General features: G+C 63.2%; 30 protein-coding genes and 1 pseudogene. 19 read left to right on the top strand and 12 right to left on the bottom strand.

Annotation, left to right across the window (positions count from 1 at the left end; translation table 11 throughout):
• Nucleotides 1-36 precede the first annotated feature (36 nt).
• The 3 genes and pseudogenes from AB4099_RS27115 (at nt 37) to rpiB (ending at nt 1,777) form a co-directional block, all read left to right on the top strand.
• A complete protein-coding gene (locus AB4099_RS27115; protein WP_441480332.1) occupies nt 37-702 on the top strand; it encodes a GNAT family N-acetyltransferase in 666 nt (221 codons plus the stop codon).
• A gap of 41 nt (nt 703-743) precedes the next feature.
• A pseudogene (locus AB4099_RS27110) lies at nt 744-1,039 on the top strand (CrcB family protein); the annotation flags it as partial.
• Between the two features lie 288 nt (nt 1,040-1,327).
• Complete coding sequence (gene rpiB, locus AB4099_RS27105; RefSeq protein WP_441480331.1) at nt 1,328-1,777, top strand: ribose 5-phosphate isomerase B; 450 nt, start codon at nt 1,328-1,330, stop codon at nt 1,775-1,777.
• A gap of 100 nt (nt 1,778-1,877) precedes the next feature.
• On the opposite strand, the gene AB4099_RS27100 is transcribed toward rpiB, so the two are convergent.
• A complete protein-coding gene (locus AB4099_RS27100) occupies nt 1,878-2,096 on the bottom strand; it encodes a hypothetical protein (protein WP_441480330.1) in 219 nt (72 codons plus the stop codon).
• Between the two features lie 203 nt (nt 2,097-2,299).
• On the bottom strand, nt 2,300-2,887 hold the full coding sequence (locus AB4099_RS27095) for a Chromate resistance protein ChrB (RefSeq protein ID WP_441480329.1): 588 nt from the start codon (nt 2,885-2,887) through the stop codon (nt 2,300-2,302).
• Between the two features lie 133 nt (nt 2,888-3,020).
• On the opposite strand from AB4099_RS27095, the gene AB4099_RS27090 reads away from it, so the two are divergent.
• Nucleotides 3,021-3,782 (top strand): COG4280 domain-containing protein, encoded by a 762-nt coding sequence (locus tag AB4099_RS27090; protein WP_441480328.1) that lies wholly within the window; start codon nt 3,021-3,023, stop codon nt 3,780-3,782.
• Nucleotides 3,779-3,985 (top strand): hypothetical protein, encoded by a 207-nt coding sequence (locus tag AB4099_RS27085; protein WP_441480327.1) that lies wholly within the window; start codon nt 3,779-3,781, stop codon nt 3,983-3,985. The genes AB4099_RS27090 and AB4099_RS27085 overlap by 4 nt, the downstream gene beginning before the upstream one ends.
• Nucleotides 3,986-4,169: 184 nt before the next feature.
• On the opposite strand, the gene AB4099_RS27080 is transcribed toward AB4099_RS27085, so the two are convergent.
• On the bottom strand, nt 4,170-5,525 hold the full coding sequence (locus AB4099_RS27080; protein WP_441480348.1) for a DUF1254 domain-containing protein: 1,356 nt from the start codon (nt 5,523-5,525) through the stop codon (nt 4,170-4,172).
• Between the two features lie 346 nt (nt 5,526-5,871).
• On the opposite strand from AB4099_RS27080, the gene AB4099_RS27075 reads away from it, so the two are divergent.
• From AB4099_RS27075 to AB4099_RS27065, 3 genes are all read left to right on the top strand, one after another.
• Entirely contained in the window at nt 5,872-6,285 is a 414-nt protein-coding gene (locus AB4099_RS27075; RefSeq protein WP_441480326.1) for a GNAT family N-acetyltransferase, read from the top strand.
• A gap of 457 nt (nt 6,286-6,742) precedes the next feature.
• A complete protein-coding gene (locus AB4099_RS27070; protein WP_441480325.1) occupies nt 6,743-7,075 on the top strand; it encodes a hypothetical protein in 333 nt (110 codons plus the stop codon).
• Between the two features lie 519 nt (nt 7,076-7,594).
• Nucleotides 7,595-7,789, top strand: a complete 195-nt coding sequence (locus AB4099_RS27065; protein ID WP_441480324.1) for a hypothetical protein — start codon at nt 7,595-7,597, stop codon at nt 7,787-7,789.
• A gap of 188 nt (nt 7,790-7,977) precedes the next feature.
• On the opposite strand, the gene AB4099_RS27060 is transcribed toward AB4099_RS27065, so the two are convergent.
• Nucleotides 7,978-8,079: a hypothetical protein gene (locus AB4099_RS27060; RefSeq protein WP_441480323.1), complete on the bottom strand. Its 102-nt coding sequence runs from the start codon at nt 8,077-8,079 to the stop codon at nt 7,978-7,980.
• Between the two features lie 308 nt (nt 8,080-8,387).
• Nucleotides 8,388-8,663, bottom strand: coding sequence for a hypothetical protein (locus AB4099_RS27055; RefSeq protein WP_441480322.1), 276 nt, complete (start codon nt 8,661-8,663; stop codon nt 8,388-8,390).
• A 424-nt stretch (nt 8,664-9,087) separates the two neighbouring features.
• Between AB4099_RS27055 and AB4099_RS27050 the strand changes: the two genes are divergently transcribed.
• Nucleotides 9,088-9,384, top strand: a complete 297-nt coding sequence (locus tag AB4099_RS27050; RefSeq protein ID WP_441480321.1) for a DUF7696 family protein — start codon at nt 9,088-9,090, stop codon at nt 9,382-9,384.
• Between the two features lie 180 nt (nt 9,385-9,564).
• Here AB4099_RS27050 and AB4099_RS27045 read toward each other — a convergent pair whose 3' ends face one another.
• From AB4099_RS27045 to AB4099_RS27030, 4 genes are all read right to left on the bottom strand, one after another.
• Nucleotides 9,565-9,768, bottom strand: a complete 204-nt coding sequence (locus AB4099_RS27045) for a hypothetical protein (protein ID WP_441480320.1) — start codon at nt 9,766-9,768, stop codon at nt 9,565-9,567.
• 361 nt (nt 9,769-10,129) lie between these two features.
• A complete protein-coding gene (locus tag AB4099_RS27040; protein ID WP_441480319.1) occupies nt 10,130-10,420 on the bottom strand; it encodes a hypothetical protein in 291 nt (96 codons plus the stop codon).
• A gap of 313 nt (nt 10,421-10,733) precedes the next feature.
• Nucleotides 10,734-11,132, bottom strand: a complete 399-nt coding sequence (locus AB4099_RS27035) for a hypothetical protein (RefSeq protein WP_441480318.1) — start codon at nt 11,130-11,132, stop codon at nt 10,734-10,736.
• Nucleotides 11,133-11,730: 598 nt separating this feature from the next.
• Entirely contained in the window at nt 11,731-12,783 is a 1,053-nt protein-coding gene (locus AB4099_RS27030) for a LacI family DNA-binding transcriptional regulator (protein WP_162768115.1), read from the bottom strand.
• Between the two features lie 147 nt (nt 12,784-12,930).
• Between AB4099_RS27030 and AB4099_RS27025 the strand changes: the two genes are divergently transcribed.
• From AB4099_RS27025 to AB4099_RS26990, 8 genes are all read left to right on the top strand, one after another.
• Nucleotides 12,931-14,232 carry an ABC transporter substrate-binding protein gene (locus tag AB4099_RS27025; RefSeq protein ID WP_441480317.1) on the top strand — a complete coding sequence of 434 codons (1,302 nt, stop codon included), beginning with the start codon at nt 12,931-12,933 and terminating at the stop codon, nt 14,230-14,232.
• Between the two features lie 6 nt (nt 14,233-14,238).
• Nucleotides 14,239-15,189 carry a carbohydrate ABC transporter permease gene (locus AB4099_RS27020; RefSeq protein ID WP_441480316.1) on the top strand — a complete coding sequence of 317 codons (951 nt, stop codon included), beginning with the start codon at nt 14,239-14,241 and terminating at the stop codon, nt 15,187-15,189.
• Between the two features lie 82 nt (nt 15,190-15,271).
• A complete protein-coding gene (locus AB4099_RS27015) occupies nt 15,272-16,045 on the top strand; it encodes a carbohydrate ABC transporter permease (RefSeq protein ID WP_441480347.1) in 774 nt (257 codons plus the stop codon).
• 7 nt (nt 16,046-16,052) lie between these two features.
• Nucleotides 16,053-17,237 carry an aminotransferase class V-fold PLP-dependent enzyme gene (locus AB4099_RS27010; protein ID WP_441480315.1) on the top strand — a complete coding sequence of 395 codons (1,185 nt, stop codon included), beginning with the start codon at nt 16,053-16,055 and terminating at the stop codon, nt 17,235-17,237.
• A 420-nt stretch (nt 17,238-17,657) separates the two neighbouring features.
• On the top strand, nt 17,658-17,921 hold the full coding sequence (locus AB4099_RS27005) for a DUF1488 family protein (protein WP_113514502.1): 264 nt from the start codon (nt 17,658-17,660) through the stop codon (nt 17,919-17,921).
• A 27-nt stretch (nt 17,922-17,948) separates the two neighbouring features.
• Nucleotides 17,949-18,161, top strand: a complete 213-nt coding sequence (locus AB4099_RS27000) for a hypothetical protein (RefSeq protein ID WP_113514500.1) — start codon at nt 17,949-17,951, stop codon at nt 18,159-18,161.
• An 11-nt stretch (nt 18,162-18,172) separates the two neighbouring features.
• Nucleotides 18,173-18,403 (top strand): hypothetical protein, encoded by a 231-nt coding sequence (locus AB4099_RS26995; RefSeq protein WP_113514498.1) that lies wholly within the window; start codon nt 18,173-18,175, stop codon nt 18,401-18,403.
• Nucleotides 18,404-18,439: 36 nt separating this feature from the next.
• Nucleotides 18,440-18,703 carry a hypothetical protein gene (locus AB4099_RS26990; RefSeq protein WP_113514496.1) on the top strand — a complete coding sequence of 88 codons (264 nt, stop codon included), beginning with the start codon at nt 18,440-18,442 and terminating at the stop codon, nt 18,701-18,703.
• A gap of 121 nt (nt 18,704-18,824) precedes the next feature.
• Here AB4099_RS26990 and AB4099_RS26985 read toward each other — a convergent pair whose 3' ends face one another.
• Complete coding sequence (locus AB4099_RS26985; RefSeq protein ID WP_441480314.1) at nt 18,825-19,742, bottom strand: DMT family transporter; 918 nt, start codon at nt 19,740-19,742, stop codon at nt 18,825-18,827.
• 161 nt (nt 19,743-19,903) lie between these two features.
• Here AB4099_RS26985 and AB4099_RS26980 point away from each other — a divergent pair, with 161 nt between their 5' ends.
• On the top strand, nt 19,904-20,365 hold the full coding sequence (locus tag AB4099_RS26980; protein ID WP_441480346.1) for an Lrp/AsnC ligand binding domain-containing protein: 462 nt from the start codon (nt 19,904-19,906) through the stop codon (nt 20,363-20,365).
• A 179-nt stretch (nt 20,366-20,544) separates the two neighbouring features.
• Here AB4099_RS26980 and AB4099_RS26975 read toward each other — a convergent pair whose 3' ends face one another.
• On the bottom strand, nt 20,545-21,222 hold the full coding sequence (locus AB4099_RS26975; protein ID WP_441480313.1) for an HAD family hydrolase: 678 nt from the start codon (nt 21,220-21,222) through the stop codon (nt 20,545-20,547).
• 181 nt (nt 21,223-21,403) lie between these two features.
• On the bottom strand, nt 21,404-21,880 hold the full coding sequence (locus AB4099_RS26970) for a GNAT family N-acetyltransferase (RefSeq protein ID WP_441480312.1): 477 nt from the start codon (nt 21,878-21,880) through the stop codon (nt 21,404-21,406).
• A gap of 612 nt (nt 21,881-22,492) precedes the next feature.
• Here AB4099_RS26970 and AB4099_RS26965 point away from each other — a divergent pair.
• Entirely contained in the window at nt 22,493-23,419 is a 927-nt protein-coding gene (locus AB4099_RS26965; protein WP_441480311.1) for an alpha/beta hydrolase, read from the top strand.
• The last annotated feature ends 2 nt before the right edge of the window (nt 23,420-23,421 follow it).

The raw sequence follows: 23,421 nt of genomic DNA, 5'->3' as shown, positions 1-23,421 counted from the left end.
GGGATGGGGCTCCCCTGTATCCGCCTGCGAAGGCTGATGATTCCTGCCGCGCTTAACCAGCGGTGCGTCCAGATGCAGCCTGCCGCTTCGGCGGGCTTTTCTATTGGGCAGCAGGAGGCAAGGCTTCCTCGTTGGGTGGAAAGCTCGTGGTTCTTCCTTCATTTTGGGGGGCGAGCTGAGGAGATTCGATTGCAGATGGAAACCGCGCGATTGCTGCTCCGCCCTTCTCGTCTCTCCGACGCCCCGTCGCTATTTGAGTTTCTCGGGAACAAGGGAGCGATGCAGCACACCCATGTCGACGAGACTGTATTGGACTGCCGTCGTCGGATTGCGGTTCATGAATGGAGGCGGCGGCGTGAAGGTTATGCACCCTGGACCGTCATCGAAAAGACGAGCGGCAAACTGATTGGTTGGGGCGGGTTGTATGACGATCCGTTTGATCCGGGATGGGGCTGCGAAGTCGGGTACTGGTTCCACCCTAGCGCTTGGGGAAACGGATATGCTTCGGAGCTGGTCTGGGCGGCGTTGCGCATGGCCGACAACCAATTGAAGCTACCCGAGGTGCGAGCCTTCGCACACCCCGAGAACGCGGGCTCGCGGAAAGTGTTGGAGAAGGCGGGCTTCGAGGTTGTTCGCTTCGTTCCTGAGATGAACCGACTTCTGTTCTCGCGGCAGCGCCAACAGAATGGAATGGTCGCTTAAGGCGGAGCGTGAGCTGCCTGTCCCGCCAGGTCTCAGGCCTCTCCTTCGTGATCGGCCTGTTCGGCACCTTGACCCTGGCGAGCGGTCGCTTCCCGGTCTCGGACAATATCCGGCTTTTCGCGATGGTCGGCTCTGCGGCGGCTACACCACGTTCTCGTCCTTCAGCCTGCAGACGCTCGAGCTGATGCGGACCGGCGCGACGCTCCGCGCCACGGCGAAGATCGCTCTGACCGTGCTGCTCTGCGTCGGGGCGGTCGCGCTCGGCCCTATCGTCGCGTCCCAATCCGGAGACCGGGAGCTACAGATCGCTCAGGCGACGGTGGAGGAGAAAGGTTAGATCATCGGATCGGAAATCCTATCCGGTCCGATGATCTAACCCTTTATGCGTGCATCGGCTGTGCCCCGAAAACCGCAATCCACTTTTCGGGCCGATGCCTTGGAACCCAAAACCAGAGTGAAGGTGACGGTGTCGGTGGTGACGTGGGTTTGTGATCGCAGGTCGGCGGCATGACGTCCGACGAGGCCTATGCCATCAGTCGAAAACCGGGCAATTGACCAGACAGGAAGCAACTGATCCAACGCGGCCAAGCCGCAAAATTGCCTCGGGAAACGGGACGACGTCTCCATGACAGCCAGCAACCGCATCGTTCTCTCCAGCGACCACGCTGCCATTCAGCTCCGGCAGGCCATCGCCGCTCATGTCGTGGCGCAGGGCTGGGTGGCGGTCGACATCGGGCCGACGACGCCGGAGAGCACGCCCTATCCCAGGCATGGCGAAGCGGCGGCGCGGCTCGTCGCCTCCGGCGATAGCCGGTTCGGCATCATCCTGTGCGGCACCGGCCAGGGCATCATGATGGCGGCGAACAAGGTCAAGGGCATCCGTTGCGGCGTCTGCGCCGACACATTCTCAGCCCGCATGATCCGCCAGCACAACGATGCCAATATGCTGTCGATTGGCGTGCGCGTGGTGGGCGAGGGGCTGGCGCTCGATATCGTGGATGCGTTCCTGGCCGCCGAGTTCGAGGGCGGCCGGCATGCGACGCGGGTGGAGATGATCGGGGTGCTGGAGGGGTAACGCGGTCCTTTGCTGCTTCCTTGGGAGCATGACGCAGCAGGCGACGATGCAACCTAATCGGAAAACGCTTCTGCGCCGCTTAGTCCTGCCGGACGGAAGGCTAGAATACCCGCTCGGTCATCTCGCGCAGCTTGTCCGCCTCGGTGCGGAAGGTCCGGTATTCATAGCGCCCGGTGACGGGGTTGCGCCGGTGCCAGACCTGTTCGAGCCAGAACGGCCCGGTGTCGTCGCTCGGAAAGACCGGCCGCCAAGCGTACCATCCGCTCCAGAGGCAGTCTGAAGCCGGGATCGGGCCGGCATGGCGCGGGGCGGCCGTCATGATGCTTCTCCGCGAGAGCATGTTGCGAAAAAGTGGCACGGTTTTTCGCAATCAGCATGCTCTAAACGATGAGAGTCGATCACGTTTTCTGCGTTTGGACAATTACGTCCAAACGCAGCGTGATCGAGAGCATTTCCGATGAAAATCGAATCCTCTGCAATGCTTTATCTCTTTGTCTTCACGTCATTTCTTAGACCAGTCCGCTACGCAGTCTGACTGGAATCGTTCTGGCCCTTGGGCGCCTCGGGAGACATGTTCTCCTCCTGCGCCGCGAAGACATTATGCGCGTAAGCGTCGAGAATGGCTTCAGACCGCGTCAGCCGGCCAGCGGCCTCTTCGGCGCGATCGGCCTTGTAGAAATCGAGCTTCTGGATCCTCGCGATCCAGGTCTTGAACTTGGACAGTTCCTGCTCGTTCTCCTCGAGCTCCGCGAAGGTGAAATGCCTGACGCGGGTTTCTTCCGCGATCTCCTCTTCGAAGGCGATGCATTTCTCGATGAACTCCTTGTACTGGTCGTCGCGATCGGCATTGAACCGGGCGATGAGCTTGTCCTGCTGCTTCTGGTCGAGACCGACGGTGGCCAGCAGCAGCGCTTCGCCCTCGGCCTCGGCGATCTCGTTCTCCAGCATCTTGAGGCGCCGCAGATGGTCATCCGTCTTCGGCAGGACGCAGACGCCGCCCTGCAGATAGAGCGCCCCCATGCCCTTGAGCTTGCGCCAGATCGAGATCCGCTTCCGTGCGGGCTCGGCGGGGACCTTGTAGGTCAGCAGCAACCATTCCAGCGCCGTCATCGTCTCTCTTCGATCCTCTTGAATGTTACGGTCGTTACAATCATACTGAACGGAATATCGCGTATCGATCATACCACGGTCGCGCCGAAAGATCCCGTTCTGCTGGGCGGCCTGCGAAACGAAAGCGACAGCCATGATCTCATGGGCCACCGCCGCACCCGCCATCTCCGCCGCCTTCCTCGCCTCGCTGGTCGAGGTGGTCGAGGCCTTCACCATCGTGCTCGCGGTCGCAACCGTGCAGGGCTGGCGACCGGCCCTGGCGGGGACGGCGGCAGGGCTCGGCGTTCTCGGCCTGCTGGTCCTGGCCTTGGGCCCGGTGATCGACCGCGTCCCGCTCCAGGGCCTCCAGCTCGTCATCGGCGTCCTGCTGCTGCTGTTCGGCCTGCGCTGGCTGCGCAAGGCGATCCTGCGTGCCGCGGGCATCATCGCCCTGCATGACGAGGACCGCGCCTTCGCCAGCGAGACGGCCAGTCTTGCCGAGGCCGCGCGCCTTGATGCCACGCGGCGCAACTGGATCGCGGGTCTTGCCGCCTTCAAGGCGGTCGTGCTGGAGGGCGTCGAGGTCGTCTTCATCGTCATCGCGGTCGGTGCCGGGCGCGGGCTGCTCTGGCCGGCGGCGTTCGGCGCGGTTGCGGCCTGCGCGCTTGTTCTCGTCATCGGGCTTGCCGTCCACAAGCCGCTCTCCCGCGTGCCGGAGAACACGCTCAAATTCGGCGTCGGCGTGATGCTCTCGGCCTTCGGCGTCTACTGGACCGGGGAGGGGCTCGGCGTCGCCTGGCCCGGCCATGATCTCGCGATCCTGGTCCTCGTCGCCATGTTCCTGGCCATCGGGCTCAGCCTCGTCCCGTTCGCCCGTCGTCCCCAGAAAATTGAGCCTCAGGAGATGGCCCGATGACCCTGCTGCGTCTGATCCTTCGGGAGCTCGTCGGCCTGTTCGTCGATGACGAGAAGCTTGCGCTTTCGATCCTGGCCGTGGTCGGGGCCTGCTGGCTCCTCGTCCATGCCATTCATGGCAGCGCCTTCAGCACGGGGTTGCTGCTGGTTTTGGGCTGTGTCGGCGTGCTGATCGCCAGCGTCCTCCAGGGCGCGCGGCGCTAGGGCAGGCGGACGAAGCCGGCCTGGTTGATTGATCGGCACAAAGGAGGCCGGGTTGTGTGTCCGCGCGGCATGGTGCGCGTCTGCGCGATGCGTACTGGTGGTGTCGTCCCTCTGAGCCCGAATGATCGCAAGCGACTGCGGTCGATCGTTGATGACTGCAGCAGCCTGCAGAAGCATGTGACCCTCATTGTCTCTTGTTCATTGGCGGAGCCTTCCACTGTCCATCGAGCGCTTCGTGTTTTGGCCAATAGAGGCGCATCGCCGCGAAGAACGGACCGGCGGGCGCCGGCAGCCAATTGGCTTCCTTGTCCTTGCCTGGCGAGTCGTGCTGGACATTGAGCGTCACGCCACCGTCGGCATCGCGCTTCAGGTCGGGCAACATGGCAGAGTTGACCAGGTAGCGGTTGAGTGGATTGGCCGAGAGGAGGCTCGACGGAAGCTCATAGACCGTGAGCGACCAGAAGGCGTTCACTGGCGGTAGCTGGTCCGGGCCAAAGCGAAGCGTGTATCTGTTGGCGCCGTTGACCGGCTTCTTCTCGCTATCGACGAAGTAAAGCGGGTAGATCGCCTCTTCCTTCGAGTTGCCATAGATGCCGAGCACGGCTGCGGACATGCGGTCGATATAGCTGCCGTTCAGGAATTCGCGTGTTCCGAGGCTGTCGCCACTGGTGCGCTTGCGAGTGTCGATCTGTGTCTCCTTGAATTCCTTGAACGCGGCCCAGCCATCGGCCATGCCCTCGGCGACCGCCTTTTGAATCTCGGGGGAAAACGCCTTGAGATCGAAGGATTTGCCACCGCCGATATTGAGCTTGGCAAAACGCGCCATGAGCTCCGTTTCCGAAGGATGTGTCGGGCAGAACTGGAGGACAAAATTGAGGATGCTGAAGAATGAGGGCGAGGTCCTTTCATCGGCGGCGCTCAACGGCTCGATGAAGTCGACGGGGCGCGCGGCGGCTGGGGCTGGCCGGCGAAGGAATTGCGACAGCGGCTGGACCTCGTAGCCGGCCTGGATCTGCTTGACGTTGTCGATGTCGGCGGGATTGAACAGCTGTGTCCGGTAGATGACGAAGGCGAACTCGGTTTCAGACCGGATCACCGACTTGATGCCGGCGGGTGTCTCGCCTTTCCAGTTCGGGCCGGCCAGGAGGAAGCTTCCGGCATCGCTGCCAGTGGCGCGGCTGCCTGCATAAGCGAAGTTGAATGTGTACATGTCGATGAACTGGAGCGAGTAGTAGCGCTCCTTGTCGATGGCAGGCACCGTGAGTACCAGAGGCTCCGCCCACAGATCCGCGCCCAGGAACGAATAGGGCGTATCGGAGTTTGGCGACTGGATCGCCTTGTCGTCGGGCGTGTAGACCCGAGCAGTATTGCTGAGCGTATTCCACGGCCCTTTGAATTCGGCGTTACCGCGATCGACGAAATAGGAATACTGGATGCGGTAATTGTCGACGAGCGGGAAGCCGTAGATGGTGGCCTCCTTGGCAATGGCGCGCGCCTCTTCTGGGGAGAGCGACTGCGCGGTTGCCGGGCAGACAGCCATGCCAGCCAGGGAGATGGCGAAGAGCCAGGCAAGAGCCAGGTTCGCCCGGGATTTCCCGGCTACACCGGCCGCCTTTGGAGTGCCTGAGTTCATTGTCTCTCTCCGGGAAGGCCATGCTTCCTGCTCATTTCTAAGGGCGGGGCGTGCGCCTGTCTGCATTGCGCTGCCGGACAGAGACCAGCGGCCGCTTGCCACTCTCCCGTGACCTTCGCAACATCTTATCGTGGGCAAGGCCCCGGCGACCTTCTGCGAGCCGGAAGGACGGTCCGTAGGCGGGTGCCAAGCGTTAGATTCATGCCACTGGTCAGTGCACGCCCCGACCGGCCATCGTGATAGGGAGGAGGCTATGGCCTTCACCCTCCACTGCTTTGCCGACATCCCCACCTCCGACTGGCTGGCTCTGCTGAACCATCCTGATGTCATCCGTCACATGCCGCTCGCCGATGGCAGCTGGACTGAAGCATCTGCCCGCGACTGGGCCAAGGGCAAGGACGCCCAGTGGCATCAAAACGGCTATGGTCCATGGTCCATCCGCATTGACGACCGCTTTGCTGGCTGGGGTGGTTTTCAGAATGAGGCGGATGGCGCTGACCTCGCCCTCGTTCTGCTTCCCCAATTCTGGGGGGCACGGCGCCGAGCTATTTCGTGGCTTCATGGACCGTCGGACCGCGCTTGGCATCGGCAATGTCAGCATCCTGCTGCCGCCGAGCAGGTCGCGAGTGAAGGGCCTTGCCCGACTTGGATTCGTTGCCGACGGTGAATTGGATTACGAAGGCCAACGCTTCATGAGGTTCCGGACGAACGCGTGAACGGTCGACCATCCCTGGGTCGTGCCGGACTTGGCAAGGTCTACGTCCGTCCGAAGCCGACGTCCGCGCCCAGGGGACGAGAGATCGCGCCGGCCAAGGATCGCGCCCAGACAAACTGGCGTCCTCTCTCCACCCTCCCACGACCTTCGCAACTCCGCGAGACGGAAGGCAGGTACGTGCCCTGCCGCATGACCTGAAGATGCTTGCCGAGGATCCCGCGGCGACAGTGTCTAAAGGGTTTGTCAGGGGGCACCTATGGGCGGTTAGGACGTTCGGCAGACCACCTGCTGGTCGGGATGGTTCGGCTGGAATAGCATCTCCTTGAACGGCGCGGCTGTCGCCGGATCATTGTCTCCGAGCTTGTGAGCGAGCGAGGGCGGAATCGCCCATTCTGGGGAGAGACCAAACATGGCCGTCCAAGAAGGCACCTATAAAGCGGAGTTTGGGACTACCCTTGGTATCGGCAGCGGCGTCGTGGTGATCTGCGGCGGCAAGCTGCGCGGAGGCAACTCAGCAATGCTGTATGTCGGAAGCTATCAAGAGGATCGAGATGCCTTTAGCGCCGAGATCCGTGTAACCCGGCATACCCCGACTCTGGCTGTTGAAAGCGTGTTTGGTAAGGACGACGTCTCTGTCAGCCTTACAGGAGTGGCCATCGAGGGCACGATTTCCCTGCTGGGCGAGTCGCCGGACGCTCCCGGGATCAAAGTCCGGGTCACACTTGTTCGCGTTGCCGACTGAGCAGCGCACCGCGACACCAATCAGCCGAAAGCTGTCATGGACGGCGCCGAACAGGCGGGCGACCGAACGTTGACCGGCGCGGGACGTGCGCCATGATCCTGTCTTGCTGGCACGGTATGGCGCAATGCAGTGACCGCCCCAGGGGGTGATGTCGCCAGACACCGTTGCGCTCCGGTGCCTGAACTCTACCAATAGGGAAGGCCGCATAATGCCCAATTCCAGCGCTGGGCCTAAGGCGCCCATTTTCACAATTAAGACCTCTGCCGACTATCGGAGAACTTGGCAGCGTATCAGAGAGCTCAAAGGGGCCAAGCCTGGCTCAGTGCGATCCATTGAACGAAAAATCCTGAGACTCGCCGCGCGGGAATACGAGCCGGCGGCGAAGCCAGTACGTCCGCTCTAAACACGAAATGGCCCGCGGCTCCGAAAGGGTGGCGGGCGATTTTGGGAGAGTGAACCTCTTGAATCCGGCAATCCTCGGGATAAGTTTCCGGCATCAGCCACGGAAGGAGAAATCCAATGACCGCGGTGGCCGAACTCAAACCGGATACGCTCACTGCCTGCGTCAAATGCCATGAGGATTACCGGTATGCGCTTCAGCGCATCGGTGAAATCGAGGACGCGAAGCCTAAGTCGGTGGAGGCCCTCGAGCTGGAAAAGCTCAAGGCCGCAATCGCCGTCTATGAGGCTCGGGAGCCGGTGCGCACAGGATGACAGGAGATGCTGCCCGTGGTCCAACCTGGCTCAACAATCCCTTGGACATTTTTCGAGCCGTCGCGCGCGTCGAACAGCTGAGGCCTGCCTCGAGGATACGCCAGAGGAAGCTGAGCCGGTTGCGCTCGTTGCATTCCTAGAGGAATGGCTCAGCGCCACCCCCCAACTGGGCGTAGCGCACTACCCAGCTACCCAATAGGGCGGTCACATTCCCGCGCCGCCTCCTCGAACGCTGCCCGCGCGTCTTCCACGGTCCCGGCACCGCTGATGGCGCCCTTGCAGGCGCGCACAGCGTCTTACCACTTCGGGCCGGCACCGAGAGCTATCCAGGCGAGCAAGATCTCTGCTGCTCGTTCGACGTCGGTGATAGAATAGCCCACTCCGGGCCGGTCGGCTTGAACGACGACGGGCGGGTTGAACGAGTGCAGCGGCATGGCTCATTCTCCCAGGGGTTCTCCTAGGCATTCCGCCACGCGAAGAGCAGCCCCGCCGCTCTGGGCGGAGTTAGGCGGGGCGCTTAGGCCGCGCCGGCGCCGCGGCAGGCGCCAACACGCGTAGCGAACCCATAGCGAAACCCATGGTTCCGCGGTGCACCTAATTATTTGTCAGAGATTTTTTGGCGTTCCGCCCTGTGTCCTAGAGCTTTAGAAGCCACAGCAGTTTCTTCGAACCGTCGAACAGCGACTTCAGTCAAATCGGTCGTTTGGCCCGCCGCCCACAAACCAGCGATGATGTACCCAAGACGCTCGCGTTGGGCAGGAACGCTCACGGGATCGATAGAATTCCGGGCGTCGATTTTGCTCCACGCTTCCTCGAACGCCGCGACGATCCCGGCGAGTTCCTCTGGCGTGGCGACGATCGAACGGAACGGCATCGCTTTCTCCCATGCGATGCACACAGTTTAAAACATCTAAAAAGAACACAAGGGCGGAACGGTACGCACCGAGCGGTCCGCTGCGACCGTGGTCATAATGCAACAAAGAAAGCCCCGCCGTATGGCAGCGGCGGGGCCCGAGGCCGTGCGGGCTGTGGAGAGTGGCGGCCAGCACGCAGAGAAAACGGACTTTGCCCTCGGCTGTTCCGTCGACGAGAGCATAGGAACAAAAAAGGACCCGCAGCGTCCTCACACAGCGGGCCAGTTCACCCCTCTTGGGCTAAGAAATGAAACGCGCAGCGGTCCCTGCGGGTTCCGGGCGCGAGCAAATAGTTTCATCGGTGCGGAACACGCGATCCGGTTCCAGGGTTAAGTCGAATAGACAGCGTTGGGTGCCACAATGAGCGCCACATTCGAAATCGACATGTCCAGGCGGCCTGTGACCCGCCAGAGATTTGCGGCGGCCAGGCCCGTTCCTCGCATCGTGTGGTCCTATCTCTTTGGTCGAGAGGTTCTCTCCGATTCGGGGGAGTGGCGGCACGAATGCGAAGTTGAGTATCTGCTCTCCCTCCCGGAGGCGAAGCGCGTCGAGATCCTCGACGGCGTCCCCGGTGCCCTTGACCGCGAGAGCCAAGGCATCAAGGGCATTCGTGGCGAGGCTGCGGTTGCGGCGCTGAGAGTTCAGATCGAGCGCCTGCGGCTCATCAAGATGAAAGGCTGAGACAGCGTGAAGGCCGGGCTACGCCGGGCAAGCCACTCGTGAGCAGGCTGACGCGCTCTCGGTGCGTATCGGCGCGCATTGCCGAAGCCGAAAGACGCTGCCTGACCATCAACGCAAAGCAAAGAGGCTCGCCACCCCTTTTCGGAGCGGCGGGCCAGGCGATGGGTTGTGAAGTGATTGCTACCGCCAGAGGCAACTGACGGCGATTGCGATCAGACCGAAGGCCATAGCAAAGAGCGGCTCCCCTGAGGCGGAATTTGCCAATTCGTAAGCCTCCCTGCCATCCTCGGGCGAGCCTGCGAAATCGAGAGCGAGCACCATCGCGTTGACTAGCGCCAGGGCCGCCCCACCAAACAGAAAAACATCACGCCATAGCTTGTACATGCGATTCTCCTACCTACGATTGTACGGTAGGAAGTGACCGATTTGTGGTTGTGTATTTCGATTATTGTTCGAAAACTGAAACGCACAAGCGAACCCGCCCACCTTTCGGAGCGGCGGCGAGGTGTTGTTGGATCAGATTTTCTCAGAAGGATGGTCTTGGAGGTGGTGACGCCACTCAGGAGCTCTGGAATTGCATAGAGCCATCATTCGCGCCCCATCACGGCATGAAGGCTGCAGTCAAAATGATGGAGTGACTGGCCAAATCGCCGAGTGAGGCCGGGCCATCGACCGCGCGCCTCACTCTTTGTTCGGTTGGCAGGCCTATCCTGCCCAACCCGATTTGGGCTCGATGAGAAACGGACTAGTCGAGTTTGTCGACTTTCGTGTTTCCAGATGCGCCGACAGCACCATTGGCCTTCTTCCCAGCCTTGGCTCCAGCGCTGCCATGCCCGCTGACGCCTGCCTTGGTGCGTGGGGCCACGACCTCAGCATCGACATCGGCATTTCCGCGGGCTGAGGTCGCGGGACCGCCGATTGTGCCCTGTGCCTTGCCGCGAGTCTGGGTATCGACCGAGAGGCCCTGCGCCAGAGCGGGCCCTGCAAGTGCGGCAGACATCGCAAGCACAATCGAGGACAGTTTCACGCCATTCATCGGCTTCTCCTAGTCTGAGTGCGCGACGGTATCGGGCAATCTTGAACGCCACTCGCCTGGGACAATTGGACCGCCGCGCCAGGTCGGAACGAGCGACGCAGACCCATGCAAACGGCGCAGCATGACCATTCTTCGGAGTTTCTGGGGTGATTTCGCGAGTCCGGTGCCGTATTGCGGCCCCGCATGTGGCAATCATGAATGCCTGGCTAGAAAGAGCGCGGGCGCTTCAGATTGTCACCATGCGGATAGGCCCTTTCGTCGCATGGCATGCGGCTCGCGACGCCGCGTAGGCAGGATGCGCGCCAAACGGCGGTCAGCCCGCCCGTTTTGCAACGATGGTCAGCTCGCCATCTTCATCGAGCTGGGCAACGACCACGTCCCGTGACGTGAAGCCCTTCGCTGCGAGCGCCGATTTTAACTCCGGCGCATTCTCTATGGCCGCTCGCAATTTCTGGATCTCGTCGGCCGAACGGTTTGTCAGTGCCTGGTTCACCTGCGCTTGGGCCGCAGCCGGGAGCTCATCGATATCGACGACGCTTACCGTTTTGATAGTAGCACGTTCCCGTTGCGGTGATGCAGCCGGAGGCGTGGATTGTGATGGACTCTGCGCATTTGCGCTGCCTGCCAGAATGAACGTAGCGCCGACCACAGCTGTTATGAATTTTCGCATCGGATTTCTTTCCATGAGCAGTGGATAGTCGAAGAATTCCACAACACGAATGCGGTCAGAGACTGAGGTTGAGCTGGTGTTTTAGTGACCATATGGTGGCAGTTTTGCGGTTATTGAAGCTATCTATCCTTCAAGGAAAGTCTCTAGGCGCGTCGATACCAAGAAATTGCCCGATGCCTCCAGCGCGGCTTCGGCGAGCGGGCGAACGAATGCCCGGCTTGGTCGGGATCTCCTCTGCTTAGGGGCGATTTCGATCCTAGGGCAGCTACGCCGCGTCGGTCCGCTTTCGGGCGACGACTCAATGTCAACTCCTGGCGCGACCCAGCCCTTTCGGTCGGCCTGGAGGCACGTCAGCAATCCACTCTCCCGTGACCTTCCGAACGTCTGCAAACGAACATCGCCGCGCCGCTCTTTCCCGAGCTGTGAGGACGGTCTCGGGGGGGAAGCGTCGGATTCAATCCAATGGATCCTGCGCGACCGCGCGCCAGGGTCGGACAGGAAGCCCCTCTGCGCGCCGCCTCGCGCTTGATCTGTGGCAGCGTGGCCGCATCTGCAAAGGTCGCTCGCTTGTCTGAGCACGGCGAGACCGGCTCGCACGGCTCGACACATGGGATCAGGGCCCGCTTTGCAGGAGATTCCGCTAGCCTCGCCCGTTCGGCTTGTGCGGCATGGCTGGCGCGGTCGACTGCCTGACGATCAGCTCCGGGGGGAAGATTCGGCTTTGGACGGGCTGCGATTGTCCCATCGCATCGAGCAGGCAGTCGATCGCGGCATGCGCCATCGCCGAGAGCGGCTGTCTGACGCTGGTCATCGGCGGGTTCATCAGGCGGGCCAGGAACAGGTCGTCGATCCCGACCAGCGAGATGTCGTCGGGAATCGCCAGGCCCTGTTCGCGCAAGCCCGCCGCGAGGCCGATCGCCAGCAGGTCGTTCATCGCAATCACGCCGGTCGGGCGGGTCTGCAGCTTTGCGATGGCGAGGCCGGCATCGATCCCGAGTTCCGCGATCATGTCGTCGCCATACTCGTTGGGCGGCAGCGAAATCTCATGGACATAGCCGTCCAGGCCATGTCGCTGCGCTGCCGTCCTGAAGCCGTTCAGACGCGCTGCGCGCACCGCCGTCTGAAGCGGTCCCGTGACATAGGCGATATGCCGATGTCCCAGACCAACGAGATGATCCACAGCAAGCGTCGTTGCTAACGCATTGTCGGTCGATACGACGGTGATGCCCTGGGCTGCCGACAAGGCGGCATTGCCCTCGAAGGCGACGATGGCAAGTCCCTTGGCGGCAAGGCCTGAGAGATGCTGCGGGTTCAGCAGGGACGATCCGGTGATGATGCCGCGAACGCCGAACGCCGCCAGTTCCTCGGCAAACTCGGTTTCCCGGTGCGGGTCCCGGTAGGTGTTGCAGAGGATGACCTGATGCCCCCTGGCCTGCGCGGCATGCTGGATGGCGGTGGCGATTTCGCCAAAGAACGGGTTTGCGACCGAGGGCACCAGAAGCCCGATCACCGCCGAATGCCCGGTCTTCAGCTGGCGTGCAGCCGAACTCGGCTTGTACCCGAGTTCCGCGACTGCGCTGCGGATGCGCTCCAGCGTGGCGGGGGTCATCTTCGCATGGCGATCGTTCAGGAAATTCGAGACGCTTGAAGCGGAGACTCCGGCTATCCGCGCCACATCGAGAATCGTCGCCACCCCTTGGTTTCTCCCCTTTTTGGTGTTGGTGCATCGTTGCACCGATGCTGGAACCGTGCAACAAATCGCGACAACAACTGTGCGGCCCTCTCGTGGACGAGCGAGAATCAAGGCCGAAGCAGGGTACCAAGGGAGAGCGAAATGGGCATGAAGGCATCACGGCGTGATGTGTTGCGTTTCGGGGCGCTGATTGCGTCGCCGGCCATTCTGAAGCTGACTGGCGCCGGCGCGCTGTCCTCGCCGGCGGCTGCCGCGGAGCCGGGCCGCCTGCGCATCGCCTGGTGGGGCGGAACGGACCGGGCGCGCCGGACGCAGGCCGCGATCGATGCTTTCAAGCTGGGACGTTCCGGGCTCGAGATCGCTCCCGAGACTGTCGGCTGGGATGCCTATTGGACCAAGCTGGCAACCCAGGTCGCCGGCGGCAACGCGCCCGATATCATTCAGATGGACTACCGCTACCTGCCTGAATATGCGCGTCGCGGCGCGCTGCGGGCGCTGGACGATCTCGTCCCTTCGGTCATCGACCCCAGCGACTATGTCCCCTCGGTGCTCGAGGCCGGCAAGATCGACGGCAAGCTCTATGGCATCCCCATGGGCATGAACAGCGACGTCCTGCTCTATGATAAGACGATGCTGGAGAAGCTCGGCCTCGCCGCGCCAAACCCGGAGATGAGCTGGGCCGAATTCGCGACGCTGGGCGAGAACATCACCAAGAAGGCGAACCGCCGCGGCTATTTCGGCTCGGCCGATCCCAGCGTGATGGAGCCCGAGCTCGAATACTGGGTGCTGACGCGCGGCCGCACGCTTTACGACAAGGACGGTCGTCTCGGTTTCACCCGCGACGACGCCGAGTCCTGGCTCGCGCTCTGTGCCGAGATGCGGGGCAGGGGCGCCATCGTTCCCGCCGATCTCGCTGCGACCGACAAGATCACCATCGACAGCGACCTGCTGACGACGGGCCGGGCCGCGATCACCTTCACCAACAGCAACCAGATCGTCGGCTACCAGGCCGTCAGCAAGAGCAAGGTCGGGATGGCCTTCCATCCCAAGGGCCAGAAGCCGGGCGAGTATCTCAAGCCCTCGATGATGCTCTGCGTCTCGGCGACTGCGGCCGATCCCAAGACCGCTGCAGCCCTGATCGACTTCATGGTGCTGAAGCCCGAAGGGGCCAAGCTGCTCGGCGTCGAGCGCGGCGTCTCGCCGTCGGAGAAGATCCGCGCCCTGCTGGCGCCGGAGCTCGACGAGGGCGGGCAGATGCAGGTCGAGCATCTCTCGCAGCTGAGCAAGCGCGGACCGGCGCCGCTCCCGCCGGCGCCACCGAAGGGCGCGGCCGAAGTCACCGCCCTGATCCGTCAGGCGGCCGAGAAGGTCGGGTTCAAGCAGCTCACGCCGCAACAGGCGGCAGAGCAACTGGTCTCCGAGGCCGAGCGCATCCTCTCGAAAGCCTGATCATCCATGGCTCACAGTGCCAGTCTCGCCGCCTCCACGCCGGGCCCTGTCGCCCGGCGTCGCTGGGACGGCGTCAGGAATGCCTTGCCCGGCTATCTCTTCCTCGCGCCGTGGCTCGCGGGCTTCGTGCTGTTCACGCTCGGCCCGACCCTCGTCTCGCTCTATCTGTCCTTCACCGACTTCGACCTGCTGCGCGCGCCGCAATGGGTGGGCGCGGCGAATTATCAGCGGATGTTCTCCTCCGACCCGAAATTCTGGGCGTCGGTCAGCGTGACATTGACCTATGTCGTGCTGTCGGTGCCGCTGAAGCTTGCCTTCGCGCTGGCCGTTGCGATGGTCCTCGATCGTGGCATCAGGGGCCTCAGCATCTATCGGGCGATCTTCTACCTGCCTTCGCTGCTCGGGGGCAGCGTCGCGGTCGCGATCCTGTGGAAGCAGGTCTTCGGCTATGAAGGCCTCGTCAACGAATTCCTCTGGTTCGCCTTCGGGATCAACGGGCCGAGCTGGATCTCGAATCCGGCAACCTCGCTCTACACGCTGGTCCTGCTCAGCGTCTGGCAGTTCGGCTCGCCGATGATCATCTTCCTCGCGGGCTTGCGCCAGATTCCGCGCGATCTCTACGAGGCAGCCAGCATCGATGGCGCGACGCGGCGGCAACAGCTCACCCGCATCACCCTGCCGCTGCTCGCCCCCGTGATCTTCTTCAACCTTGTCCTGCAGACGATCGAGGCGTTCAAGGCGTTCACGCCGGCCTTCATCATCAGCGGCGGCACCGGCGGACCGGTCGACTCGACCCTGTTCTACACCCTCTATCTCTATCAGCAGGGTTTTGCCTATTTCCGCATGGGCTATGCCTCGGCCCTGGCCTGGGTCCTGTTGCTGACGATTGCGGCCTTCACGGCGCTCACCTTCTTCTCGCAACGCTTCTGGGTCTATTATGAAGACGATCAGCGCTGACGGCCGCCTCGCGCCGGAGGCGATCGACCGCTCGTGGCGGGCGCTTCCCAAGCATATCGCGCTCGCGCTCGCCTCGCTGGCGATGCTCTATCCTTTGCTCTGGATGCTGAGCAGTTCCTTCAAGCCGGAAGACGAGATCTTCAGCGATCTCTCGCTCTGGCCGAAGGCGGTTACCCTGGCGAGCTATGTCGAGGGCTGGTACGGTCTCGGCATCAATTTCGGCCGGTTCTTCCTGAATTCGCTGATCGTCTCGGGGCTGGCCGTCGTCGGCAACCTGGCGGCCTGTTCGCTCGCCGCCTTCGCCTTCGCGCGGCTCGAGTTTCCGCTGCGGAAATTCTGGTTCGCGGCGATGCTGGGCACGCTGATGCTGCCCTATCACGTCACCCTGATCCCGCAATATGTCCTGTTCCAGAAACTCGGCTGGCTGAACACGTTCTGGCCGCTGGTCGTCCCGAAATTCATGGCGGTCGACGCCTTCTTCATCTTCCTGATGGTTCAGTTCTTCCGCGGCATCCCCCGGGAGCTCGACGAGGCGGCCGTCATCGACGGCTGCGGACCCTGGCGGATCTACTGGAGCATCATGCTGCCCTTGTCGAAGCCGGTCCTGGCGGCGGCCGCGATCTTCTCCTTCATCTGGACCTGGGACGATTTCTTCGGGCCGCTGCTCTATCTCACCGATGTTGCCAATTACACGGTGCCGCTGGCGCTGCGCGGTTTTGTCGATGCGACGAGCCGCTCGGCCTGGGGGCCGCTCTTTGCCATGTCGGTGCTCAGCCTCGTCCCGGTCTTCGCAGCCTTCCTGATGTTCCAGCGCCATATCATCGAGGGTATCGCGGCCTCTGGCCTGAAGCGGTGAGCAAGCAATGAACGCGACCGCCACCTCCGTCCCGCCCAAACCTGTCGAGCTCGGCGCCTCGATCCGCGGGGAATGGTTGCTCGACTGGAGCAAGCTGACGGTCAATCACGGTGCCTATGGCGCCACGCCCAAAACCGTTCTCGCCGCCCAGGACGCGTGGCGCCGGGAAATGGAGAGCCAGCCTTCGCTCTTCATGCGCTCGGTCTTGCCTGCGGCCCTGCGGCATGCGGCGGACGCGCTGGCGGATTTTCTCGGCGCGAAGGGCGAGGACCTCGTCTTCGTCGACAATGCCACCAGTGGCTGCAACGCCGTCCTGCGCTCGCTCGACTTCGCGCCGGATGACGAGATCCTGATCCTGAGCCACGCCTATGGCGCGGTGCGCAACACGGTTCACTACCTCGCCGAGCGGACCGGAGCCCGCATCGTGGAGGCGCCGATTGCGTTTCCGCAGCCCGATGCCACGCAGATCGTCGCGGCCGTCGCGGCCGCCATCACGCCACGCACGCGCATCGCGGTGCTCGACCATATCACCTCGTCCAGCGCGCTCCTGCTGCCGATGGTGGAGCTGATCGCGGTCTGTCACGCGGCAGGCGTGCCGGTCCTTGTCGATGGAGCCCATGCGCCCGGCCAGATCGCGCTCGATCTCCAGGCACTCGATGCCGACTGGTATGTCGGCAATTGCCACAAATGGCTGATGGCCCCGAAGGGCTGCGCCTTCCTCTGGACCCGGCCGGATCACCAGGCAGCGATCCATCCGCTGACGATCTCGCATGGTTTCGGTGGCGGCTATCTTGCGGAGTTCGACTGGACGGGCACGCGCGACCCCAGTGCCTTTCTGGCCGTGACGGCAGCGCTCGCCTTTCACCGCGATCTCGGTGGCGCCGCCCTGCGGGCGCGCAATGCCGATCTCGCGGGCCGTGGCGCTGATATCCTCGCAGCGGCGCTCGGCACGCAAACCGGCGCCGGGCCCGAGCTCGCGCGGGCGATGCGGCTCGTGCGCCTTCCCGTGCACGGCGAGGCGAGTGCGGAGGGGGCGTTGGCGATCCGACGGCGCTTCGAGGCCAGGGGCTGCGACGCGCCGGTCTCCGCTCTCGCCAATGGGCTGTGGCTGCGTCTTTCGGCCCAGGCCTATAACGAGGAGGCCGATTACGAACGGTTGGCCGCGCTTGTGCGGGCCGCGCTCGCCGAGTGACGGAGCAGGCACGCGGGCATAGGCCGCGGCGACGCGAAAGGCGGGGCAAGCGGTGGGCAGCCTTCAATCCCGTCCCGATTCAGGCTGTCCGCTCGGTGAGGGCAGGGGGCGGCGCGGCTGCGGGCCCGGTTTATTCTTGCGCCAACCTTACAAAACGTGCTGCGGTTCCCCATGTGCAAAACACGGTCGCCGAGAACGAGCCGCTTTGCGGTTGATCTGTTCCGGCGTGGCCGCATGTGAGAAAATGGCTGGCTTGTCCCTGCAAAGCGAGACCCGTCGCGGCGCCCATGCGCGTCGCGGGCGGCTGAACGGCCACAGTAGTCCTGACCTCCGAAGCCGCACGGTATCCGGGCATTCCAGTTCCCCTGCGGATGGCGCCGCGGGCCGCTTTGCGCCGACGCGACCGGGAGGACGCTGACGATGGCCCTCAATTTTCCCAATCCCGTCCGTCGCTTCGATGCAGGGCGCTCCTGTGTCAGCTTCTGGGGCTCCGACGCATCGCTGGAAATCACCTTCCAGGTCGATTTCGCGGCCTTGCACAAGCTCAGCCCGAGTGCGGGCGATGTCGAGGCGGCGGTTCTCGCCGTCTTCGACCAGAACCGCGACACGATTTACCAGGCCGCCCGCTCCGCCTATTCCCGGCATCGCGGCGGCTATCACCGGCTGACGGCGGAGAGCTTTTGACGCCCCCGCCCCAAGGACAATGAAGACATGACCACGATAGCCTACAAGGCAGGGGATCTCCTCAGCCTCACCAACGACATGATCAATCAGCCGCGGCCAGGTCCGTTCGAGGTTCTGCGCGTCATGCCCGCTCGCGACAATGCCGAGGAGCAATATCGGGTGCGGGGGCCCGATGGCCGCGAGCGCGTGATCGGGCATCACGAGATCGTCGGGAATGGCGGCGCCGCCACGAAGATCTAAAGGGGAAACCGATGTCCGATCGTTCAAAGCTGCTGGCCAATGCCGATAATGCGTTCTTGAGGACGCAGACCCAGTCATCGGTGCGCAACCGGATCATCTCCGAAGAGGAGAGCGCCATCCAGGCGCGCGAGGCAAAGACCGCGAGGCTGAAGGCGGAGCGGTTGGCCAAGGAGGCGCTGGACCGCGAACTCCTCGCAGCCGAGCCGCCGAAGCCGAAGAAGCGCCGGTCGGCCTCCGCTTGAAGGGGCGATCGGCATCCCGATCAGAGTGAGTGCTTCGTGGACATCACCGTGACCCAGAGCCCCGATGACGCCGTCTGGCTGCTGAGCGACCTGCTCGGCCGGCCGATGGGCGAAATCACCGAAAATCCCGCGGGCGAGTTCCGGCTTGTCACCGCGGGCCAGGCGCAGGAGACGATGAAGGCCATGAAGCATGGTCCCTTCCCCAGCCTGGATGCGGCTCTGGCCGAGATCGAGCGCTTCACGCGCAGCGCCTGCCGCCGGGTCTCAGTGAAATCCGGGAATGGCGAAGTCCCGGCATAGGATCGCAAGCTCTGGAACGGGCCCGGGTCGGGCCCGTATATCGTCAGGCAGATCCCAAGCCGATCTCGGCAGGACGGCCCCGGCCGCTGGGCGTGGCAGACATCTCCCGGACCGGTCAGCATCAGCGATATCGTCGCAAACCCTGGGCTTCCCGCACGATCGGGAAGACCATTCCAAAGGTGATGACGGCGATTGCGGCGAGCTGCGGCTGCGTCGGGATTTCGCCGAGCACCACCATGCCGATCAGAACTGTCGTCACCGGGATGCAGGGCATGAATAGCGAAGCCGGTTGCGGGCCGAGCCGGCGAACCACATAGGTATAGAGGACGATCGCAGCCGCCCCGGCCAGGAAGCCCTGGATCACGAATTGCGTGGCGATCTCGGCCGGCGAGGCGGCCCGAAATCCGCTCGGCGCCAGGGCGTGCAGCAGGGGCAGCGGCAGGCAGGAGAGGAGCACGACGGCGATCGTCGCCGTCACCGCGTCGACCGACCAGAGCCGCGCCAGCACCGCATAGGCCGAGAACATGATCCCTGAGCCGGCAAAGAGCAGGTCGCCGCGCCAGGTGTCGCTTGCGCCGATACCCGCGCCGAAGACGAACAGCACGAGCCCGGCGATGATCGCGCCGATGCCGATCAGGCGCGCGCGGGAAACCGTTTCCTTGAACGCGATGCGCGAGAACAGGAACGAGAAGAAGACGATGGAGGCGGGAGAGAGCGCGGCGGCATGGGCGGCCGGCGCCAGGGTCAGCCCCTGATTGATGATGAGCGGATAGGGCAGCCCCGCCAGCAGCGCCAGCAGCCCGGCCTTCCGCCAGCCGAGTGCCTTCAGCTTTCCGGTACCTCTCTTCCAGAGCACGGGCAGGAAGACGATGGCTGCGCCGGCAAAGCGCAAACCCACGATATCGGCCGCCGTCAGATGCTCGCGCAGGCTGAAGCGGGCGGCGACGAACTGGAGGGTGGTGATCGCGACGAAGGCCGCACCCGCCAGGATCGCCAGCCGCTTGCTGCCGGCGTCCTCTCCGCACATCGCATCGCGCATGCTGGCCTCCATGGGGCCGGTCCGGCCACGGGTGGGCGCGCGACTGGGCCGTGTTGCAACAATCACAGCCTATTGTCGGGTTCTGCGTGGCTGAATATGCTCATTCCGCAGACTTGACGTGAGATTCACTTGATCTGGGGCAATCCAGCGTGAAACATGAAATCGCCGATCTCGACACGATCGACCGCACGCTGCTGAGGCTGCTTCAAGAGGACGGCCGCCGCACCACGCTCGAACTGGCGAACCGGGTCGGCCTGTCCCCGACCGGCACCAGCCAGCGCGTCAAGCGCCTGTTCCGCGAGGGCTATGTCAGGGCGGTCAGGGCGATCCTCGATCCGCAGAAGATCGGCCGGGGCACCGTAGTCTTCATCCAGGTCCGCCTCGACCACACGGCCCCGCATATCTTCGAGCGGTTCGCCCAGGCGATCGCGCAGGCATCCGAAGTTCTGGAATGCCACATGGTCATCGGCGGCTTCGACTATTTGGTGAAAGCGAGAATTGCCGAGATGTCCCTGTTCCAGGACTTTCTCGAGCGGGCGATTCTGCCTTTGCCCGGAGTCAGGGAAACCCATACCTACGCATCGGTGTCGGACGTGAAACCCGACGCCCTGTTGCCGATCTGAGGCGGCGGCGCAAGGCACAGGGTTGAGCGACGATTTCGGATCGGATTTCTGCGACGATGTTCGGCCTGATTCTTGATCTGCGAGGTCCGGACTATCGCAGGCTGGCGCCTGATAGAATGCCAGCTTGTCGACAGGGATCGACGGGGCAGAAGCGGCCATAGCCAGCCGCTACGACGTCTTCAGCGAGAGGACGCGGCGCGGACGGTCTCCAGCCGAAGTCGGACGTCGATGAGGCTGGGGAGCACGCCGACGCAAAGCGTCATGACCTCGGCCGTTGGTGCCAGCAGGTCAGGGATCATGATGGTTGCCATTCCCGCTGCCGCCGCAGCACGTACGCCGTTATGCGAGTCTTCCAGCGCCAGGCAGTTCAAAGGATGGGCCTGCAACGTTTTGGCCGCCCTGAGGAAGGTCTCTGGATGGGGCTTGCCTTTGTCGACGTCGCTGCGTGTTACCAGGACGTCCACGAGATCGAAGATACCCGCAGTGCGAAGTTGCGTTTCAGCCTTCGCGCGCGCCGTCGAAGTGGCGATGCCCCTGGGTACGCCCTCGTTCTTCAGGTAGGTCAGCAGTTCCAGCGCGCCGGGGCGCAGAGGCACGGCTGATCGGCACAATCCGTCGAAATGGCTCGCGCAGGTCACATGATAGAGATCGAGATCAAAGGCCTCGCCGAAGTGAGCCATCAGCTTTGCATCACCGAGGTCCTTCGGTGTGCCGATGAGGCTCAGATGAACATGGTCGACCATCTCCTGACCCTGGCTTGCACAGGCCGCAAAGATGGCCGTCCGGTATAGGACCTCGGTATCCAGTAGCAGGCCATCCATGTCGAAGATGACGGCGTCGAGCGGTTGAGGGATCATGGTGTCATCATGCGGAGAGCTCATGGGGCGAGTTTAGCAGTCCTCGGGCCGGTTCCAATATCCGTTCTCCACCGCCCTCATGGGACCTTGGGAACATCTGCTCATGGGCCAGGCCCCGGCGACCTTCTGCGAGCCGGATGGACGGTAAAAGCATCCACCGCTGGCGCGGCCGAACCCGGAATCAGGCGGGGCTCAACGCAACCGGACGCTCCAGGAAGCAATGGGTCTCCGAACGCCTTGTCTCCGCAAAGCCATGCCGGAGATAGAGCGAGCGAACCGGATTCCAGTGCAGGTGTTCCAGCCGCACGGGCAGGGCAAGTTCGTCGGCGAGCGCAAGGCAATGGCGCAGAATGGCCGTGCCCGACCCCTGTCCGTGAAAATCCGGGAGGAGATAGAACTCTCCGAACCGGACATGGTCCGGCATCGCCATCAGGGACAGCGTCCCGATCGACTGACCGGCGCGCCTGATCAGGAAGAATGCCTTTTCCTCGAAATGACGCTGGTGCAGGTCCCGCTGGAATGCCTCATCCCAGGGCCAGCGGCGACGGATATGAGGTCCCATCGCGGCCCGCTTGGCCTCGAAGGCGAAGTCGCTGGCCTCCCGGGTCCGGGGCAATCGCGGAAACACGTAGTCAGGCGGGAGATCGGGCAGGTCCATGAGGCGGAAGCCTAGCGCATGTGGCGGGGCGCTGCGTAGGGCAGGGAGGCGATAGCGCCGGGCTCGCGCATCAGGTGTGGAAGAGCCCGGCATGGGCCAGGCCGTCCTCCGCGCTGCCGGCGGCTGGCGTAGCGCCGAGCTCGAGCAGCACCACCTCGCAGGCGCCCTCCGGCGCGGCTGGCAGCCATGCAGCACGACGATGAACTCGCCCTCCTCGACGAGCTCGTCGCGGTCCCGGAACCGCATCAACAGCCGGCCCTTGTGGACGAAGAAGACCTCGTCCTCGTGCTTCCGGAAATACCAGGGCGCTTCGATTATCTCGTGAGGCGAGAATGGCCGAGATGTCGCTGACCCATACCTATGCATCGATGTCGAATGTGAAGCCCGACGCCCTGCTGCCGATCTGAGGCAAGGTCGAACCGTTGCGGATTCTGCTCATCTGATCCTGGCGTCGCTGAAACACTTCCGCGGCGGGACCTCGATTCATATTTTCTTAAATGCGAATCCAATCGCAGGAATGTGAGCCTCATTGTTGCGCGAGCGCGCCACTAACAGTCGGCCAACCTCATAACCCCATGAGCTGAGACCGGTGGTCGCCGGCGGAGACTTCACGTGCAACGACGTTTTCAAAATGCCCTGCTGATTGCCCTCATCGCCGGCATCGGCATCTCCAGCGGTCCGCTGCACGCCCAGGCCCAACCGGCTCCAAAGGCCCAGCCTGGCGAGGGGCGCCCATACGAGATCGTTGGTAGCGAGGTATGGGACGTGCCCGATCCGGTCTCGGGCCGCGACTACCAGGTCTTCGTCGCTTTGCCGCCGTCCTATGCGAAGCAGCCGCAGCGGCGCTACCCCGTGCTCTATGTTACCGACGCAGACTACGCCTTCCCGATCATCCGGCAGATAGGGCGCCGCCTGAACGTCGAAGGGCCCAAGATTGAGGAATTCATCCTTGTCGGCCTGTCCTACGGGAAGGGCGAGGACGGCATGGTCAGCCGCCAGCGTGACTATACTCCGACATCGAACGGTCCAAGCACCGCACCAGCCAATGCGATCCATGGTCAGGCGCGCGCCTATCAGAGATATCTGCGCGATCAGGTAAAGCCATTCATCACCGCTCGCTACCGGGCCGACCCTGCCAGAGCACTCTTTCTCGGCCACTCCTACGGCGCCCTGCTTGGGACACAGATCCTTTTCACCGAGCCCGGCCTATTCAACGGCTATATCCTCGGCAGCCCGTCTCTCTGGTACGACAAGCGGCATGCCTTGAAGCTCGAAGCGAGCTACGCCACGCAGAACCAGGACCTGACGGCGAATGTCTATCTTTATGTCGGTGCCTATGAGGCCCTGCATAAAGGCGATCGACGCTACAACCAGACGGTAGACATGGTCGCCGACAACCGGGCTCTGGAGACGGCGTTGCAGGGCCGAAAGTATCCGAGCCTGAAACTGAAGTCAGCGGTCCTGAACGACGAGGATCACGTCACGGTCGCGCCGCGTGGCTTCACGCAGGGCCTGAAATACCTGCTGCCAGTGCGCTGACC

Source organism: Allobosea sp. 2KB_26, assembly GCF_052115715.1.
In the GTDB taxonomy this organism is placed as follows: Bacteria; Pseudomonadota; Alphaproteobacteria; order Rhizobiales; family Beijerinckiaceae; genus Allobosea.
Note: the sequence above shows the minus strand (reverse complement) of the source record. Positions and strands in the feature narration are given on the sequence as shown.